At 68.4% G+C, this 17,446-nt stretch carries 17 protein-coding genes; 10 read left to right on the top strand and 7 right to left on the bottom strand.

The features are described from left to right. Positions 1 to 19 precede the first annotated feature (19 nt). Complete coding sequence (locus FWJ24_RS00085) at positions 20 to 1,033, top strand: Bug family tripartite tricarboxylate transporter substrate binding protein (protein WP_166443527.1); 1,014 nt, start codon at positions 20 to 22, stop codon at positions 1,031 to 1,033. 192 nt (positions 1,034 to 1,225) lie between these two features. Here FWJ24_RS00085 and lepA read toward each other — a convergent pair whose 3' ends face one another. Beyond that, positions 1,226 to 3,031: a translation elongation factor 4 gene (gene lepA / locus FWJ24_RS00080; RefSeq protein WP_150285756.1), complete on the bottom strand. Its 1,806-nt coding sequence runs from the start codon at positions 3,029 to 3,031 to the stop codon at positions 1,226 to 1,228. A gap of 230 nt (positions 3,032 to 3,261) precedes the next feature. On the opposite strand from lepA, the gene FWJ24_RS00075 reads away from it, so the two are divergent. Next, positions 3,262 to 4,893, top strand: a complete 1,632-nt coding sequence (locus FWJ24_RS00075) for a caspase family protein (RefSeq protein WP_150285755.1) — start codon at positions 3,262 to 3,264, stop codon at positions 4,891 to 4,893. A gap of 82 nt (positions 4,894 to 4,975) precedes the next feature. On the opposite strand, the gene tal is transcribed toward FWJ24_RS00075, so the two are convergent. Both tal and FWJ24_RS00065 read right to left on the bottom strand, forming a co-directional pair. Then, complete coding sequence (tal, locus tag FWJ24_RS00070; RefSeq protein ID WP_150285754.1) at positions 4,976 to 5,941, bottom strand: transaldolase; 966 nt, start codon at positions 5,939 to 5,941, stop codon at positions 4,976 to 4,978. A gap of 74 nt (positions 5,942 to 6,015) precedes the next feature. Further along, on the bottom strand, positions 6,016 to 7,437 hold the full coding sequence (locus FWJ24_RS00065) for a helix-turn-helix domain-containing protein (protein ID WP_150285753.1): 1,422 nt from the start codon (positions 7,435 to 7,437) through the stop codon (positions 6,016 to 6,018). Between the two features lie 212 nt (positions 7,438 to 7,649). Here FWJ24_RS00065 and aceA point away from each other — a divergent pair, with 212 nt between their 5' ends. Beyond that, positions 7,650 to 8,939 (top strand): isocitrate lyase, encoded by a 1,290-nt coding sequence (gene aceA / locus FWJ24_RS00060; protein ID WP_150285752.1) that lies wholly within the window; start codon positions 7,650 to 7,652, stop codon positions 8,937 to 8,939. A 68-nt stretch (positions 8,940 to 9,007) separates the two neighbouring features. Further along, on the top strand, positions 9,008 to 9,226 hold the full coding sequence (locus tag FWJ24_RS00055; RefSeq protein WP_150285751.1) for a DUF4170 domain-containing protein: 219 nt from the start codon (positions 9,008 to 9,010) through the stop codon (positions 9,224 to 9,226). Positions 9,227 to 9,277: 51 nt separating this feature from the next. Here FWJ24_RS00055 and FWJ24_RS14765 read toward each other — a convergent pair whose 3' ends face one another. Then, positions 9,278 to 9,547: an usg protein gene (locus tag FWJ24_RS14765; protein ID WP_246155440.1), complete on the bottom strand. Its 270-nt coding sequence runs from the start codon at positions 9,545 to 9,547 to the stop codon at positions 9,278 to 9,280. A 25-nt stretch (positions 9,548 to 9,572) separates the two neighbouring features. Further along, the gene (locus tag FWJ24_RS14890; protein WP_281291923.1) at positions 9,573 to 9,707 is read right to left on the bottom strand and encodes a hypothetical protein; all 135 of its coding nucleotides are present in this window, start codon (positions 9,705 to 9,707) and stop codon (positions 9,573 to 9,575) included. Between FWJ24_RS14890 and FWJ24_RS14555 the strand changes: the two genes are divergently transcribed. From FWJ24_RS14555 to mmsB, 5 genes are all read left to right on the top strand, one after another. Then, entirely contained in the window at positions 9,706 to 10,044 is a 339-nt protein-coding gene (locus FWJ24_RS14555) for a hypothetical protein (RefSeq protein ID WP_166443525.1), read from the top strand. The genes FWJ24_RS14890 and FWJ24_RS14555 overlap by 2 nt on opposite strands. A 92-nt stretch (positions 10,045 to 10,136) precedes the next feature. Further along, positions 10,137 to 11,048, top strand: a complete 912-nt coding sequence (locus FWJ24_RS00040) for a cation diffusion facilitator family transporter (protein ID WP_150285748.1) — start codon at positions 10,137 to 10,139, stop codon at positions 11,046 to 11,048. 14 nt (positions 11,049 to 11,062) lie between these two features. After that, complete coding sequence (locus FWJ24_RS00035; protein ID WP_150285747.1) at positions 11,063 to 12,238, top strand: acyl-CoA dehydrogenase family protein; 1,176 nt, start codon at positions 11,063 to 11,065, stop codon at positions 12,236 to 12,238. A gap of 3 nt (positions 12,239 to 12,241) precedes the next feature. After that, the gene (locus FWJ24_RS00030; RefSeq protein WP_150285746.1) at positions 12,242 to 12,844 is read left to right on the top strand and encodes a hypothetical protein; all 603 of its coding nucleotides are present in this window, start codon (positions 12,242 to 12,244) and stop codon (positions 12,842 to 12,844) included. Beyond that, positions 12,841 to 13,734: a 3-hydroxyisobutyrate dehydrogenase gene (gene mmsB / locus FWJ24_RS00025; protein WP_150285745.1), complete on the top strand. Its 894-nt coding sequence runs from the start codon at positions 12,841 to 12,843 to the stop codon at positions 13,732 to 13,734. The genes FWJ24_RS00030 and mmsB overlap by 4 nt, the downstream gene beginning before the upstream one ends. A 21-nt stretch (positions 13,735 to 13,755) precedes the next feature. Here the strand turns inward: mmsB and hemN are convergent, their stop codons facing one another. Both hemN and FWJ24_RS00015 read right to left on the bottom strand, forming a co-directional pair. Then, positions 13,756 to 15,117, bottom strand: coding sequence for an oxygen-independent coproporphyrinogen III oxidase (gene hemN / locus FWJ24_RS00020; protein WP_150285744.1), 1,362 nt, complete (start codon positions 15,115 to 15,117; stop codon positions 13,756 to 13,758). Positions 15,118 to 15,218: 101 nt separating this feature from the next. Further along, positions 15,219 to 15,806 (bottom strand): nitroreductase family protein, encoded by a 588-nt coding sequence (locus FWJ24_RS00015; protein WP_166443526.1) that lies wholly within the window; start codon positions 15,804 to 15,806, stop codon positions 15,219 to 15,221. Positions 15,807 to 15,986: 180 nt separating this feature from the next. Between FWJ24_RS00015 and FWJ24_RS00010 the strand changes: the two genes are divergently transcribed. Beyond that, positions 15,987 to 17,273, top strand: coding sequence for a hypothetical protein (locus FWJ24_RS00010; RefSeq protein WP_150285742.1), 1,287 nt, complete (start codon positions 15,987 to 15,989; stop codon positions 17,271 to 17,273). Positions 17,274 to 17,446: the final 173 nt, after the last annotated feature.

Raw genomic sequence — 17,446 nt, 5'->3', positions numbered from 1 at the left:
TCGGGGTGGAGGAAACGGCATGGACAAGCGGATTGCGAGGATGACGGGTTGCGGGCCGAACCGCCGGGAATTCGGCGCCGGGCTGCTGGGGTTCGGGGTAACGATGGCGCTGTCGCACCCGCTGAGCGCGCAGGCGGCCTGGCCCAAGGGCGGCACGCTCAAGCTCGTCGTGCCCTTCCCGCCCGCCGGGGCGACGGATGTGATCGGCCGCGTCGTCGCCGAGAAGCTCACCGGGCTCTGGGGCGCGCAGATTGTCGTCGAGAACAAGGGGGGTGCCGGGGGCAATATCGGCACCGATACCGTCGCCAAGGCCGCGCCCGACGGCAACACGATGCTGATCGTCTCGGTCGGCATGGCGACCAATCCGTTCCTCTACAAGGCGCTGAGCTATGATCCGGTCCGGGATTTCGCGCCGGTCTCGCTGCTTTGCCTGGTCCCGAACATCATGATCGTGCCGCCGAACCACCCGGCGGCAACGGTGGCGGATTTCGTCCGCCTCGCCCGGGAGAAGCCCGGCACCTTCACCTTCGGCTCCTCGGGCATCGGAACCTCGGTCCATCTCTCGGGTGAATTGTTCCAGAAGCTCACCGGCGTGAAGATGGTGCACGTGCCCTATCGCGGCACGGCGGAGGCGAAGAACGACCTGATCGCCGGGCGGCTCGATTGCATCTTCGACAACATCACCGCCGCCCTGCCGCAGGCGCGCGGCGGCCAGGTGAAGGCGCTGGGGATCACCACCGCCCGGCGCTCCAAGCTCGCGCCGGACCTGGCGCCGGTGAACGACACCGTGCCGGGCTTCGACGTCTCCTCCTGGTTTGCCGTCTTCGTGCCGGCGAAGACGCCGGCGTCGATCGTCGAGAAGATGAACGCCGACATCAAGACCGCGCTTGCCGATGCGGCCGTCGCCGAGAAGCTCGGCAAGCTCGGCGCCGAGATCGTCGGCTCAACCCCCGGCGAACTCGCAGCCTTCCTCAAGGGGGAGAGCGACAAATGGGGCTCGCTGATCAAGGAGATCGGGGTCTCGGCGGGGTGACGGGGAGCCCTGAATTTTTGACGCATTCGGCTATGGATCCGGGCTGGGTCGGCCGGTTCCGGCCCGCTTCGGAGGGGGGGCGCGTACGACCTTCTCGATCATGGTCCGCATCTGACCGCATAATCCCGGTGATCCGGCAGATCCGATGCTCGGATCTTTTCCGCGTGCCGAACCCGCGCAAGCCCGCCGGCGTCAGCCGTCCATCTTCAGCGCGGCGATGAAGGCTTCCTGCGGGATTTCGACCTTGCCGAACTGGCGCATCTTCTTCTTGCCCTCCTTCTGCTTGTCGAGGAGCTTGCGCTTGCGGCTGATGTCGCCGCCATAGCATTTGGCGGTCACGTCCTTGCGCAGCGCGCGGATCGTCTCGCGCGCGATGATCTTGCCGCCGATCGCCGCCTGCACGGGGATCTGGAACAGATGCGGCGGGATCAGATCCTTCAGCTTTTCGCACATCGCGCGGCCGCGGCTCTCGGCGCGGGTGCGGTGGACGAGCATGGCGAGCGCATCGACCGGCTCGGCATTGACGAGGATCGAGAGCCGCACGAGATCGCCCTCGCGGTAATCCGTGATCTGGTAATCGAAGGAGGCATAGCCCTTCGAGACCGATTTCAGGCGATCGTAGAAATCGAACACCACCTCGTTGAGCGGCAGATCATAGACGACCATGGCGCGCTTGCCGACATAGGAAAGGTCGATCTGCGCCCCGCGCCGGTCCTGGCAGAGCTTGAGGATCGCGCCGAGATAATCGTCGGGCGTGAGGATGGTGGCGCGGATCCACGGCTCCTCGATGCGCTCGATCTTCATCACGTCCGGCAGGTCGGCCGGGTTGTGAAGTTCGATCTCCTCGCCGTCGCGCTGGATGATGCGGTAGACGACGCTGGGTGCGGTTGCGATCAGGTCGAGGTTGAATTCGCGGGTCAGCCGCTCCTGGATGATCTCGAGATGCAGGAGCCCGAGGAAGCCGCAGCGGAAGCCGAAGCCGAGCGCGGCGCTGGTCTCCATCTCGTAGGTGAAGCTCGCATCGTTGAGGCGCAGCTTGCCCATGGCGGCGCGCAATTCCTCGAAATCCGCCGCATCGACCGGGAAGAGCCCGCAGAACACCACCGGCTGCACCGGCTTGAAGCCCGGCAGCGCCTCGGCGGTCGGACGCTTCTCCTCGGTGATCGTGTCGCCGACGCGGGTATCCGCCACTTCCTTGATCGAGGCGGTGATGAAGCCGACCTCGCCGGGGCCGAGCGCGGCCATGTCGACCATCTTCGGCGTGAAGACGCCGACGCGATCGACCTCGTAGGCGGCATCCGTGCCCATCATCTTGATGCGCATGCCCTTCCTCAGCCGCCCGTCGACGACGCGGACGAGCACGACGACGCCGAGATAGACATCATACCAGCTGTCGACCAGCATCGCCTTGAGCGGCGCCTCGGCATCGCCCCGGGGCGGGGGCAGGCGCGTGACGATTGCCTCCAGCACGCCCTCGATGTTGAGGCCGGTCTTGGCCGAGATCGGCACGGCCTGGGAGGCGTCGAGCCCGATCACCTCCTCGATCTGCTCCTTGACGCGGTCCGGCTCGGCGGCAGGCAGGTCGATCTTGTTCAGAACCGGCACGATCTCGTGGTCGGCATCGAGGGCCTGGTAGACATTGGCGAGCGTCTGCGCCTCCACTCCCTGCGAGGCATCCACCACGAGGAGCGAGCCTTCGCAGGCCTTCAGCGAGCGCGAGACCTCGTAGGCGAAATCGACATGGCCGGGCGTGTCCATCAGGTTGAGGATATAATCCTTCCCGTCCTGCGCGCGGTAGGTGAGGCGCACGGTCTGCGCCTTGATCGTGATGCCGCGCTCGCGCTCGATCTCCATGTTGTCGAGCACCTGATCGACCATCTCGCGCTCCGAGAGCCCGCCGGTCTTCTGGATCAGCCGGTCGGCCAGCGTCGATTTGCCATGGTCGATATGCGCGACGATGGAAAAGTTGCGGATATTGGGGATCGCTTCGGTTGTCATGCCCCGCGAGATAGCCAAGGCGCGGCAAATGTCCAACGAAAACGGCGCCGATCGTGCCGGCGCGGCCCGAAGCCGCGCCACAACCTGTGCGCGGGCGCACGGCGGGAACGCGCTCCCGCGCGCAGGATAAGGGCCGATCCGGGGGCGGACAGGCCGCCTGGGACCGTCGAATCGGTTCCAAAAATCCCAGGATCTGCTATGAAGGCGGGCATTCGGAAGAGGGTGTTGTCATGGTCACCGCAGCTTTCCAACGGGTCGTTCGGGCATTGGCGGTGCCGGCGCGCGGGATGGCGCTGGCCCTGGCGGCTTTGCTCGGGTTTGCATCCATCGTGTCGGCGCAGGAGGAGCGGCGCGTCGCGCTGGTCATCGGCGTCGGCGCCTATCAGAACGTCCCGGCGCTCGCCAATCCGGTGCCGGATGCCCAGGCGGTCTCGGCGCTGTTCAAGTCGCTCGGCTACGAGGTGATCGAGGCCTACGACACCGATCTCATCGCCATGCAGCGCACGATCAAGACCTTCCGCGAGCGGCTCGACGGCGCCAGGGCGGCGGTTTTCTACTACGCCGGCCACGGCATCGCGGTGAAGGACGACAACTACATCCTCCCGGTGGATGCGAAGCTTTCCAAGGAATCGGATGTCGATTTCAACACCGTGCCGCTGCGCTTCATCGTCAACCAGATGGAGCAGGAGAGCAAGGTCAACATCGTCCTGCTCGATGCCTGCCGCGACAATCCCTTCGAGGAGCAGCTCAAGCGGTCGCTCGGCACGCGCTCGGCCATGGTCGGGCGCGGCCTCGCGGCAATCGACACCAACGCCACGCACGGGCTGCTGATCTCCTTCGCCACCTCGCCGCGCAATGTCGCCTATGACGGCACGTCGAACTCCAACAGCCCCTTCACCCGCGCGCTTCTCAAGCACATCCCCGAGCCCGGCGTGCCGATCAGCGTCGTGATGGACCGCGTGCGCGAGGACGTGTTCCGCGCAACGAACGAGAAGCAGCGGCCCTGGGTCAACACCTCGATCATCGGCGAGTTCTTCCTCAACCCGCGGCCGCGCGCGCCGCAGGCAATGGTGGCGGCGAACAGCGCCGTTCCGCTGCCCGCCGCGGCCACGCCCGCCGCGCTCGCCGCGCCGGCCCAGCCAACGGCGCAGCCGGGCGCCGCCGCGGCCGAGGTCGCCTTCTGGGATTCGGTGCAGAAGGCCGACCGGCTCGACGAATATAAGGCCTATCTCGCCGCCTATCCGGCAGGCATCTTCGCCGGCCTCGCCCGCACCCGGATCGAGAACCTCCAGAAGGCGGGCCCCGGCCGCGCGCTGCGCCCGGTCGGCGATACCAGCGTCGCCGGCACCGCGACGACCGAGAACAACCTCAAGCTCGGCGCCGACGCGGTGCGTGAGACGACCGACCGCCTCCGCCTCGCCGGCTTCGATCCCGGCGCCGCCGCGGCCAAGTTCGGCCCCAAGGCGCGCGCTGCGATCACAGCCTGGCAGAAGGCGCAGAAATATCCTGATACCGGCTTCTTCACCGAGGCCCAGCGCAACGCGCTGCTGAACGCGACCGACGAGCAATATGCACGCTGGAAGAACGCCCAACCGATGACGCCCGCCAGCGCCGGCAAGGCCGCGGCCAACAAGCAGGCGGAGCGCCCGGCCAAGCGCTCGATCCAGGAAGCGCAGCGCCAGCGCCGCGACCAGCGCGCCGGCGAGGATCGCGAATACGATGTCGAGCCGACCCCGATCGCCCGCAACCGCCGTCGCGCCCCGGTCGAGGATGGCGGCGGGAGCAGCGCCGGTTCGACGCTCGGCGCCGCGATCCTGGGCGGTGTGATCGGCGGGGCGATCGGCGGCGGCTTCCGCCGCTGAGGCGCCCCGCCCGGCCGGGCCCGTTTCGCGGGGCCGGCTTTCCACGGATCGTCGCGCTTCCGGCCCCTGTTCGGGTCAGGCCTCAGGCATCGAGCCGCGCGCCCACAAGCGCCCGCAGCTTGGCGAGATCGGCCGCGAACAGGCGGATGCCCTCGGCGAGCTTCTCGGTCGCCATCGCGTCTTCGTTGAGCGCCCAGCGGAAGGCGGCCTCGTCAACCGCGATCCGGGCCGGTTTCGCATCCCGCGCCGCCGCCTCCGGGTCGAGCACCCGGACGAGCCTGCCCTCGTCCTTCGCGAGCTGATCGAGCAGGGCAGGGGCGATCGTCAGCCGGTCGCAGCCGGCCAGCGCCTCGATCTCGCCGAGATTCCGGAACGAGGCACCCATCACCACGGTGCCGAGGCCATGCGCCTTGTAATAGGTGTAGATCCGGCGGACGGAGAGCACACCGGGATCGGTCTCGGCGGTATAATCCTGCCCGGTCGATTTCCTGTACCAGTCGAGAATGCGGCCGACGAAGGGCGAGATCAGGAACGCGCCGGCTTCTGCCGCCGCCGCCGCCTGCACGAGGCTGAACAGCAGGGTGAGATTGCAGTCGATCCCCTCCTTCTGGAGCGTTTCGGCGGCGCGGATTCCCTCCCAGGTCGCGGCGATCTTGATCAGGATGCGCTCGCGCGGCACGCCGCGCGCCGCATAGGCGGCGATGATCGCGCGCGCCTTCTCGATCGTCGCGCGCGTGTCGAAGGAGAGGTCGGCATCGACCTCGGTCGAGACGCGGCCCGGCACGCGCCGCGTCAGTTCGGCGCCGAAGGTCACGGCCAGCCGGTCGCAGGCGGCGGCGATCCGCGCCGCCCGGTCGCCGCCCTGGCCGGCCGCCCAGCGCACCGCCTCCGCGACATGGTCCTGATAGGCCGGCATCTCGGCCGCCTTGAGGATCAGCGTCGGGTTGGTGGTGCAATCCGTGGGGCGATAGGCCTCGATGGCGGCCATGTCGCCGGTATCGGCGACGACGACGGTCATGGCCTTGAGCTGGTCGAGTTTCGAGGGCATGGCGGGACTCCGGCAGGGCTCGTCTTCCCTCGCCCGCCGCGCGGCACGGGTCAAGCCGGCAGACCGGCGCCCGGCTATCCGGCCGCCGAATAGGTCGAGAGCCCGCGCCGGTTCTCGTCGATCACCAGCCGCTGCGCGAGCGCGGGCATCGCGCGGTCGGCGCAATCGCTGCGCGGGCAGGTGCGGCACGAGACCCCGATCGGGGTGACGATCTGCGGGTCGTCGAGATTGAGCCCGTCAGCATAGACGATCTCGCGCGCATGCGTGAGCGGGCAGCCGAGCCCGATCGCGAGCTGCCCGGCGCGCTGCGGCAGCCCGCCGCGCATCACGATCCGCCCGGCCGGGGTTACGGTGCGGGCGACGCAGAAGAAGGCGCCGCCATCCGGCATGCGCGAGACCTGGACGCGCAGCATCCCCGGCGTCGCGAAGGCGTCGTAGACGTTCCAGCGCGGGCAGGCGGCGCCGAAGCGCGCGATATGGATGCCCGAGAGCGAGAATCGCTTCGAGATGTTGCCGGCGATATCGACCCGGATGAGGTGGAACGGAACCCCTTCGGCGCCGGGGCGCTGCAGCGTCGTCAGCCGGTGGCAGACCTGCTCGAACGAAAGCCCGAACCGGTGCTGCAGGGTCTGGATGTCGTAGCGCGTCGCGCGTGCCGATTCGAGAAAGCGGTCATAGGGGCTCATCACCGCCGCCGCGAAGTAATTGGCGAGCGCGGAGGCCGCGAGCTTGTCGGCCTCAAGGCTCGTGAACTTGCCGCCGGAAACCGCCTGATCGATCTCCTTGCGGAAGCCGAGAAAGGCGATCTGATGCGCGAGCTGGAAGGTGCGGCTCGGCAGTGGCAGCAGTTCCGAGAGCTGGAGCCGGCGCGTCAGCGGATTGTAGAGCCGCAGCAGGCCCTGCATCGCTTCCGCCGGTGCGATCTCGACATCGACCGCGAAGCGCGCGTTGAGCACTTTCACGAGGTCCTGCTGGAGCGTGAACAGTGCCAGCCCGTTTTCGAGCCAGAGCTGCTCGGCGGCTTCCTCCAGTTCGGGGAAATGGTTGCGGCGGTGCTGGAGGAAGTCCGTCACCTCCTCCGAGGGCAGTGCGCTCGGTGCGGCCTCGGGATCCGCCGCAAGGCCGGCATCGCCCGCCCCGCCACGGCGATAGGCCTGATAGAGGGCGACGAAGGCGCGGCCCAGCGCCGGCAATTGCGCGACGAGCTCGCGCACGTCGGAGGTCTTGACATCGGCGGATTCGAACAGCGGATCGGAGAGCGCCTCCATGAGATCGGTCTGGAGCCGCTCGTCGCTCTCGCCGCCGAGGCTCGCGAGATCGAGCTGGAACTTCTCGGCGAGCTTGAGCAGCACCGTCACCGTCACCGGGCGCTGGTTGCTCTCGATCAGGTTGAGATAGGAGGGCGAGATCCCGATCTCGCCGGCCATCTGCGCCTGGCTCAGGCGCCGCTCCTGGCGCAGCCGCCGCAGCTTGCCGCCAATCCGCATCGCTTTCATGGAACCTCCACAGATTTTACAATTTACAACATTACAAATGTCATGCTGTCAAGAATTTTCGTAGTTTCTCACGTTAATCCAATCGCTTATTGCGCATGCGAACGCATTCTGCGAGTTTCGGACCATGTGAAGGCTTGTAAATCCCTGCACGGGGTGGCGCCCATGGCGCGGCGACCGGCAGGAAGGGCCTCACGCCCGCGAAAGGAACACCCATGTCGACGACGAACGCCCCCTACGCGCCGCAGAACAAGCGGGATTTCACCCCCGCCGATGTCGAGAAGCTGCGCGGCTCGTTCCAGATGGAATTCACGCTTGCGAAGATGGGCGCCGCGCGGCTGCGTCATCTGCTCGCCAATCGGCCCTTCGTCCGCACCCTCGGCGCGTTGACCGGCAACCAGGCCATGCAGCAGGTGAAGGCCGGGCTCGAGGCGATCTATCTCTCGGGCTGGCAGGTCGCGGCGGATGCCAACAATGCCGGGCAGATGTATCCCGATCAGTCGCTCTATCCTGCCTCCTCGGTGCCGGATGTCGTGCGCCGCATCAACAACACGCTGCGCCGCGCCGACCAGATCGCGCATCTCGAAGGTGACAAGTCCACCTATTGGATGGCGCCGATCATCGCCGATGCGGAGGCCGGGTTCGGCGGGCCGCTCAACGCCTTCGAATTGATGAAGGCGATGATCGAGGCCGGCGCCTCGGGCGTGCATTTCGAGGACCAGCTCGCCTCGGAGAAGAAGTGCGGCCATCTCGGCGGCAAGGTGCTGGTGCCGACCCGGACCTTCCTGCGTACGCTCAATGCGGCGCGGCTTGCGGCGGATGTCTGTGGCGTCGACACCGTGCTTCTCGCCCGCACCGATGCGCATGCCGCCAACCTCATCACCTCGGATGTCGATGATTACGATCATCCCTGGATCGATCGCGATTCGCGCACCGACGAGGGCTTCTTCCGCCTCAAGCAGGGCAACAAGCACTCGGTGGAGCACGCGATCGCGCGCGGCATCGCCTATGGCGCCTATGCCGACCTCGTCTGGTGGGAGACCTCGGAGCCCGATCTGGGCGAGGCGCGCGAATTCGCGGCCGAGTTCAAGCGGCATTATCCGGAGAAGTTCCTCGCCTACAATTGCTCGCCCTCCTTCAACTGGCTCAAGAAGATGAGCGTGGCGGAGGCGACGAAGTATCAGGAGGAGATCGCGGCGCTGGGCTATCGCTACCAGTTCGTGACGCTTGCCGGCTTCCACTCGCTCAACCTCTCGATGTTTGAGCTGGCCAAGGGCTATTCCACCCGCGGCATGGGCGCCTATTCGGAGATGCAGCAGCGCGAATTCGCGGCGCAGGACCAGGGCTTCACCGCCGTCCGCCATCAACGCGAAGTCGGCACCGGCTATTTCGATGCCGTGGCCATGGCGATCAGCCAGGGCAAGTCCTCGACCACCGCCATGGCCGGCTCGACCGAGACCGAGCAGTTCCACGGCGACAAGCCGAAAGCCGTCGCGGCGGAATGACGGCGCGATGATCCGGGCCGCGGGGCTCCCCGCGGTCCGGGATTAAAACCGGAAGACGGAGCAAGGCCATGCCAAAGCAATACTGGGTGATCGGCGGCGAATATCAATGCGTGGAGTTCCAGGAGGTCGTTCCCGGAACGGCACGCGTCTTCGGCCCGTTCCGGACCTATGACGAAGCGAACCAGATCTGGCGCGAACGTTCGCTTGCGAGCCGGTCCTCGGCGACGACGCGCTACTCGATCGTCGCCTCGACGCCCAACCCGGCCAAGCAGCCGGTGGCGGCGTGAAACCGGGCCGGCGCAGCGTGTGCCTGCGCCGGCCGTGCCGCAGCCCGGCGGCTAATGCAGCCGGAATTCCGCGCCGACCGCTTTCATCTCCGCCGGCGTGATCAGCCGGTTATGCGCGACCCGCACCGAGTGCAGCGCGCCCTCGATCTCCCGCTTCCAGAAATCGATGAAGCGCGTCAGGACCGGAAAATCCGGAAACAGATCGTAATCCTGCCAGATGAACTCCTGGAGCAGTGCCGGATGATCCGGCAGCCGGTAGAGGATGTTGGCGGTCGTCAGCCCATAGCCTTCGAGCTGGCGGCGGAAATGCGGATCGGTCACGGGCACCTCCGGAAAGGGATGATGATCACGACATTTCGCCGCCTGAATTGTTTCCGCGAAGTTGACAAATCGCCGCGCTGCGGACAAAAAGAATAGAATATTCAATTTGTTGGCAGCGATAAGCAACTGCTGCCAGCAATCCAGCTCCGGAGTCGTCCATGTCGTTCCTCCTCGTGCCCCTCGTCGTGGCGGCGCGCCTGCCGATCCTTGCCGCCGAGGCGTTCCGCCTGGCGCAGGGCCGCCCCGCGGCATCCGGGACGATGCCGGAAGCGAGCCGCATGGTCGCCGAGAAATTCGCGGCCGCGCAGGAAGGGTCGGCCGCGGCCCTGGCCGAACTCACCCGGCTCAACCTCGAAATGACGCTGCGGCTGTTGCGCGGCGATTCCCATGGCGTCGCGCGTCTCGCGAACGGGGCGCCGATGCGGTTTGCGCGGGCGGCGCTGCGGCCCGGCCTGCGCCGCGTCCGCGGCAATGCCCGGCGGCTGCTCGGCGCGTGATCGTCTTTCGCCCGGCTTGACCCGCCGGAGCGTCTCGCGCATGGCTCCCGCGGGGCCTGAACCCGGCCGGGGCGGCGATCGTGGAGACGGATGTGAACGGGCAGGGTGCGCGGGCGGCGAATCAGGCGGAACGGCTCGCCCTGGGCTCGATCGCAATCGGCCTCGCGGTTCTGGGGTTGAAATTCGCCGCCTGGCGATTGACGGGGTCGGTGGCGCTGTATTCCGACGCGCTCGAATCGACCATCAATGTCGTCGCGGCGCTCGTGGCCTTCGGCGCCTTGCGGCTGAGCGCCAAGCCGGCCGATGCCAACCACCCTTACGGCCACCAGAAGATCGAATATATCGCCGCCGTCTTCGAAGGCGCGCTGATCCTGCTCGCGGCGCTGGCGGTGCTGCACGCGGCCTATCAGGCCTTCCTCGCGCCGCGCGCCGTTGTCCTCGATCCGCTCGGCATCGGGCTCAATATCGGCGCCGGGCTGATCAACGGCGCCTGGAGCATGGTGCTGATCCGTCGCGGCCGGGCGCTGCGCTCGCCGGCGCTCATCGCCGACGGCCGGCACCTGCTCGCCGATGTGATCTCCTCCGCCGGGGTGCTGGCGGCGCTGGTCCTCGTGCTCGTCACGGGGCTCGACTGGCTCGATCCGGCGTTGGCCTGCCTCGTTGCGCTCAACATCCTCTGGTCGGGCTGGGGGTTGATGCAGAGCTCCTTCTCCGGGCTGATGGACGAAGCCGCCGCGCCGGAGGAACTGGGCCGCATCCGTGCGGTGATCTCGGCGCAGGCGCAGGGCGCGATCGAGGCGCATGACCTGCGCACCCGCCATGCCGGCCGGCTGACCTTCATCGAGTTCCATCTCGTCGTGCCGGGCGAGATGCGGGTCGATTGCGCGCATGATATCTGCGATCGTATCGAGGCGGCCTTGCGCGCCGAGATCGAGGGCGCTTCAATCACCATCCATGTCGAGCCGGAGAACAAGGCGAAGCACCAGGGAATCGTGGTGCTCTGACGGGAGGAACCACCATGCTTGATCGCAGCGGGTCGTCGGACCCGCACCCCGCCTTCGCGCTCGGTGAGGACGATCTCGCGCTTCGCGACATGGCGCGCGCCTTCGGCCGCGAGGAACTCGCCCCCCGCGCGGTGGAATGGGACGAGACGAAGCATTTTCCCGTCGAGACGCTGCGCGCCGCTGCCGCGCTCGGCATGGGCGCGCTCTATGTCCGCGAGGAGAACGGCGGCACAGGCCTCAGCCGGCTGCAATCGGCGCTGATCTTCGAGGCCCTGGCGGAGGGCTGCCCCTCGATCGCGGCCTATCTGTCGATCCACAACATGGTGCTCGGCATGATCGACCGGTTCGGCACGCCCGAGCAGCACCGGCGCTTCCTGCCGGCACTCGCGAATATGGCGCATCTTGCCTCCTATTGCCTCACCGAGCCCGGCGCCGGCTCGGATGCCGCCGCGCTCAAGACCCGCGCCCGCCGCGAGGGCGAGCATTACATCGTCGATGGCGTGAAGCAGTTCATTTCCGGCGCCGGCGCCGCCGAGATCTACGCCGTGATGGCGCGGACCGGCGAGCCCGGTGCCAGGGGCATCTCCTGCCTGCTGGTCGAGAAAGGCACGACCGGTCTCTCCTTTGGCGCCAACGAGCGGAAGATGGGCTGGAACGCCCAGCCGACGCGGCAGGTCATCCTGGAAGGGTGCCGCGTCCCGGTTGCCAACCGGATCGGCGCCGAGGGCGAGGGATTCGCGATCGCCATGGCCGGGCTCGACGGCGGACGGCTCAACATCGCCGCTTGCTCGCTCGGCGGCGCGCAGGCGGCGCTTGCGCGCGCGCGCGCCTACATGGCGGAGCGCGAGGCGTTCGGGCGCAGGCTCCAGGATTTCCAGGCGCTGCAATTCCGGCTCGCCGACATGGCGATCGATCTCGAGGCCGCGCGGGTGATGCTTTACGCCGCCGCCGCGGCGCTCGACCGCCGCGAACCCGACGCCACCATCCGCTGCGCCGCCGCCAAGCGCTTCGTCACGGAGACCGCATCGCGCGTCGCCAATGCCGCGCTCCAGCTCCTCGGCGGCTACGGCTATCTCGCCGAATACGGGATCGAGAAGATCGTGCGTGACCTGCGCGTGCACGAGATTCTCGAGGGCACCAACGAGATCATGCGGCTGATCGTCGCGCGGTCGCTCGTCGAGCGCGGGTGAGCCATGCCGGCCTGGCTGTTCGACAACCCTGTCGCGCTCGTGGGCGCCATCGCCGTCATCTGGTTCGCGCTGCGCTTCCTCGTGGCGCCGAAACGCGGCGCGCCGGGCCTGCGCGGCATGTTCGCGCGTGAGAAGCCGGCCGTGATCGAGGGGATGGGGCGGGCCGCGATCGGCACGCTCGTCGAGGAGACGCGGCGCTTCGCGCTCGCCGAGCCGGGTCTGCGCGGGTTGATCCTCGCCGGGCCTTTTGCCGCGCGCAGGGCGGACCAGCGCTCGGTGGTGACCTTCATCCTCGTGGCGGAGGATCCGGCCGCCTATGCGGATTCCGGTTGGCTGACGCGCTGGGGATATCCCGCGCAGGATCACCCGGTGCTTGAGGCCGTCCCGCTGCCCCCGGAAGCCGGGCGCGGCCTGACGATCCGCATGCGCGGGGCGCCCGTTGTCATTGTTCATGTGGTGCGCTTCGACCAGCTCGATCCGCCGCCCGGCCTTGCCGCCGCGCTCGTGGCGGGCTCCGAAACCCTCGACGATCCTTCCGGCCTCGCAGAGAAGCTGCGCCGGCACTGGGTCGATTTTCTCAACCATACGAAGGGACAGGCGGCATGACGCGCATCGCTTTCATTGGGCTCGGCAATATGGGTGGGCCGATGGCCGGAAATCTGGCCGGGGCCGGGCACGCGGTGGTCGGGTTCGACCTCGCGTCGGAATCCTGCGCCGCTGCCGCCGCCTCGGGCGTCGTGATCGCGGAGAATGCGCGGGCGGCTGTCGAAGGCGCGGAGATCGTCATCACCATGCTGCCGGCCGGCCGGCATGTGCGGGCCGTCTGGTCCGAGATCATCCCCGTCCTGGCGCCGGGATCGCTGTTGATCGATTGCTCGACGATCGATGTCGAGAATGCCCGTGCGGTCCATGCGCTTGCCGCCGCAGCAGGGCTCTCGGCGCTCGATGCGCCGGTCTCGGGCGGGGTCGGCGGCGCGAAGGCCGCGACCCTGACCTTCATGGTCGGCGGCACGGAAGCCGCCTTCGCGGCGGGGCAGCCGGTGCTGGCGGCCATGGGCAAGCGGATCGTGCATTGCGGCGCCGCCGGCGCCGGGCAGGCGGCGAAGATCTGCAACAACATGATCCTCGGCATCTCGATGATCGCGGTCTGCGAGGCTTTCGTCCTCGCCGAGAAGCTCGGTCTCTCGCATCAGGCCCTGTTTGATGTCGCCTCCACCTCCTCGGGCCAGTGCTGGAGTCTGACGAGCTATTGCCCGGTGCCGGGCCCGGTGCCGGCGAGCCCCGCCAACAACGCCTACCGCCCCGGTTTTGCCGCGGCCCTGATGCTCAAGGACCTGCGCCTCAGCCAGGAGGCGGCGGGCGCGGCCGGCGCCGCGACCCCGCTCGGTGCCACCGCGACCGAACTCTATGCTCGTTTCGCCGAGCACGCGGCCGACACCGATTTCTCCGGCATCATCGCGATGCTCCGCGATTCCGGCGCGGCGAACGCGCCCTGACGCCGGCAGCCCGGCCCCCGGTCACAGGGCGGTGGAATGGCGGGCGCTGCCGCGTGGCAGGTAGGCGTCGAACCGCGCGGCGATCAGCCGCAGGAACGGCCGGCCCGCCTCGTTGACGCGGAAGCCGGATGGCATGCGCTCGACAAAGGCGGCGTCCTCGCTCGCGAACAGGGCCTCGATTTCCGGTTCGAGCCGCGCCGCGAGTTCGCCGTGCCGGGCGCGCAATGCCGCGAGATCGAGCGATAGCCGGCACATCAGGCTCTCGATCGCGTCGCGGCGCAGGCGATCCTCCGGGCCGATGGCGAATCCGCGTGCCACCGCAAGGCCATGCGACCCGATGCTGCGCTCATAGGCCTGCCCGCCGGGAATGTTCTGGATGAAGCCCTGCGGCAATTGGCCGATTGCCGAGGCGCCGAGCCCGATCAGGCTGTCGGAATCGTCGGTCGTATAGCCCTGAAAGTTGCGCCGCAGCGTGCCGGTCTCGGCCGCGACGGCGAGCGGATCGCGCGGCAGCGCGAAATGGTCGATGCCGATGCGGTGATAGCCCGCGATCACCAGCCGCTCGGCGGCGCGCTCCGCGCTCTCCGCCCGCTCGGCCATGCCGGGCAGCGCCTCGGCGGGGATCAGCTCCTGGTGCTTCTTCATCCAGGGCACATGCGCGTAGCCGAACAGCGCGATCCGGTCCGGGCGCATCGTCAGTACGGCGTCGAGCGAGGCCAGCATCTTGGCTGTCTCCTGGTGCGGCAGGCCGTAGAGCAGGTCGATGTTGAGCGACCCGACGCCGCGCAGCCGCAGCGCCTCGACCACGGCCCGCGTTTCCTCGAAGCTCTGGAAGCGGTTGATCGCCGCCTGGACCTTGGGGTCGAAATCCTGCACGCCGATGCTCGCGCGCGTCAGCCCCGCCTCTGCGAGCGCGTCGAGGCGCGCGTCGTCCATGCCGCGCGGGTCGATCTCGACAGCGAAATCGCAGGCGCGATCGACCTGGAACGCGCCGAGCAGCGCCGCATTGAGACGCACGATATCGCGCGGCGCGAGCAGGGTCGGCGAGCCGCCGCCCCAATGGATATGCGTCACGCGCACGCCGTCGGGCAGCAACGCGCCGATTGTCTGGATCTCCTGGATCAGCCGGTCGAGATAGCCCGAGACGGGCGTGTAGCGCCGGATCATGCGGGTATGGCAGCCGCAGAACCAGCACAGCGTGTCGCAGAAGGGAATGTGGAGATAGAGCGAGAGCCGCGTGCCCGAAGGCATGGCCCGCAGCCATTCGCGATAGGTAAGGTTGCCGATCTCGGCCGAGAAATGCGGCGCGGTCGGGTAGCTCGTATAGCGCGGCACCTGCGTCGCGAGGCGCGCGATCTCGTCGGGGTTGAATCTCAGGGTCATGCCGCCCCCCGCCTCAAGCACCGCGTCCGGCGCGGTTTGTGGAAGCGTGGTTTCCTAGCGCGGCATGCCGGCCTTGTCCTTGTCCGAAGTCAAAGACGGATTCAGCCCGGCCAGCGGGAGAACACCTCCGTCAGCGTCGGCTTGGGCCGCTGCGGCGGCCAATCCGTCGGTGTCCCGAGCGCGACGAGCGCGGCGAGATGTTCGTGACGGGCGAGTGCGAATCCCTCCCGCATCGCCCGCGTGTCGAGGAAGCGCCCCGAGCGGATCGCGGCAGCGAAGCCGAAACCCTGGGCCGAGAGCAGCATGTTCTCGAGCGCGCAGCCCACGGCAAGCCATTGATCGCTGGCGGTGATCTTGGGATGGTCCGCGTCGATCCGGGCGACGAGCGCCAGGATCGTCGGACCCTGATGCGCCTTCTCGCGCGCCCGCTCGATCTCGGCCGCCGCAAGATGCGGCTCCAGTTCGAGCGCGGCGGCGGCGAGCAGATCGGCCAGCCTCTCCCGGCCATCGTCGGCGATCTCCAGGAACCGGAACGGCACGAGCCGCCCGTGATCCGGCGCGCGGGCGGCCGCGAGCACGATCGCCGCCCGCACCGCGGCGTCCGGGCCGGGTCCGGCGAGCGCGCGTGCATTGCCGGAGCGCCGCGCAAGCAGCGCCTCCTGCACCGGATTCGTCGGAGTTTCGGCCATCTTCGTGCCCTGTCTTTCGCTTTGCCGTGGCTCTTCCGCGCAAGTAGCGCCCCGGACCACGCGCGGCAAGCAGGGCGAAGCGGACACGCGTGCCGGAATTGTCACAAGTGTTGCGACGCGCATACAGCCCCGGCGGACGATTCTCGCGTAACGTCGCCTGCAACCAGGATTTGTCCGAGCATGCGCATCCAGACCGGCGACCGATCCCTGACCAACAACTCCGAGCGCGACCCGGCCGTCGCGGCGGCGGCCATGCTGCTGCGGCTCGGTTTCGCGATCTTTGCCATCGTGCTGCCGAGCGCGATCCTGATGTCGCGCTGGGTGATCGTGGTGCTCGTACCGATCGGGGCGATCCTGATCATCCTCTCGGCGGTGCTGCGCGGCGACCCCTTCCGCGTGCTGCGCGATCTCGCCCGCTCGCTCTGGAGTGTTCCGGGCCTGACCGGGCTGGGCCTCGTCCTCTGGGCCTTCCTGTCCCTCGGCTGGACGGGTCAGCCCGGCGCGGCGGCGGACAAGATCTTCAAGACCGTGGGGGTCGTCGTGCTCGGGCTGCTGGCGATCCACGCCCTTCCGGCGCGCATGCGCGCCACCAACCTGCACCTGATCACGATCGGTGTCGCGCTGGGGGCCTTGCTGATCCTCGCCTCGGTCGTCGCCCAGGCGCTGGGCCTTGCGCTGTTACGCTTTCCCTCCGGCACGCCGGGGCGCACCGCGATCATGCTGACCTGCCTCGGCTGGGCGGCGGCGGCCTGGCTGATGATCAAGGACCGGCGCCTGCTGGCGGCGATCCTGATCATTCTGGTTGCGGGCGTGGCCCTGTTCGGGCCGACCACCAACGCGATCGCACCGATGGTCGTGGGGATGATCGTTTTTGCGCTCGCCTGGTCGTCGCCGGAACGCGTCGGCACGGGGCTCGGAACCCTGGCCGCGGCGATCATCCTGCTCGCGCCGTTTGTCGCGCTCGCTGCGCGGCTCCTGGCCAATGTCTTCGGTTTGCCGAGCGACGGCAGCCTCGCGCAGTTCGGCGCCTGGTGGGGCCATGCCGCAGCCGAGCCGCTGCGGTTGATGACCGGTTGGGGGTTCAACGCCGCGCATGCGGCGCGGGAGGCGGGGCAGATGCCGGTGACGGTTCCGATCTCGCTCCTCACCGATACCTGGTACGATCTCGGCCTGCTCGGCGCGATCGGTTTCGCGATCCTCGTCTTCTCGGCGATGCAGGCGGCGGGGCGATCGGGGCTCGAGGTCGCGCCGCTCGCGCTGGCCGGGCTCGCCGCAGCCTTCACCTATGCCGTGATCGCCATCGGCGCGATCCAGACCTGGTGGATGAACGGCATGATGGTCTTCGCCGTGGTGCTGCTTTCGGTCGAGCGCGGGCGCTACCGCACCGTGCGGCCGCGCGCCGCCCTGCGCGGCACGGCGCAGCCGGCGGCGCCGGGCGAGGTGACGGACGGGGCTTCCGCGCGCTAAGCGGTTCTCGCGCGCTCGGGCTGGCATGGGCCCGCGATTGGCGCTAGCTTGCTGCCTGCTTTTCCTGTCAACCCGGGTTCCCCATGCAGATCGATCCGCGCATCCTGGCGCTGAAGGAGGAGGTCACCTCCTGGCGCCGCGACATCCACCGCCATCCGGAGATCCTCTACGCG

Origin of the sequence: Rhabdaerophilum calidifontis (assembly GCF_008641065.1) — a bacterium.
Taxonomy (GTDB): domain Bacteria; phylum Pseudomonadota; class Alphaproteobacteria; order Rhizobiales; family Beijerinckiaceae; genus Rhabdaerophilum; species Rhabdaerophilum calidifontis.
The sequence above is the reverse complement of the archived record's forward strand: the minus strand, read 5'-3'. Positions and strand labels throughout refer to the sequence as shown.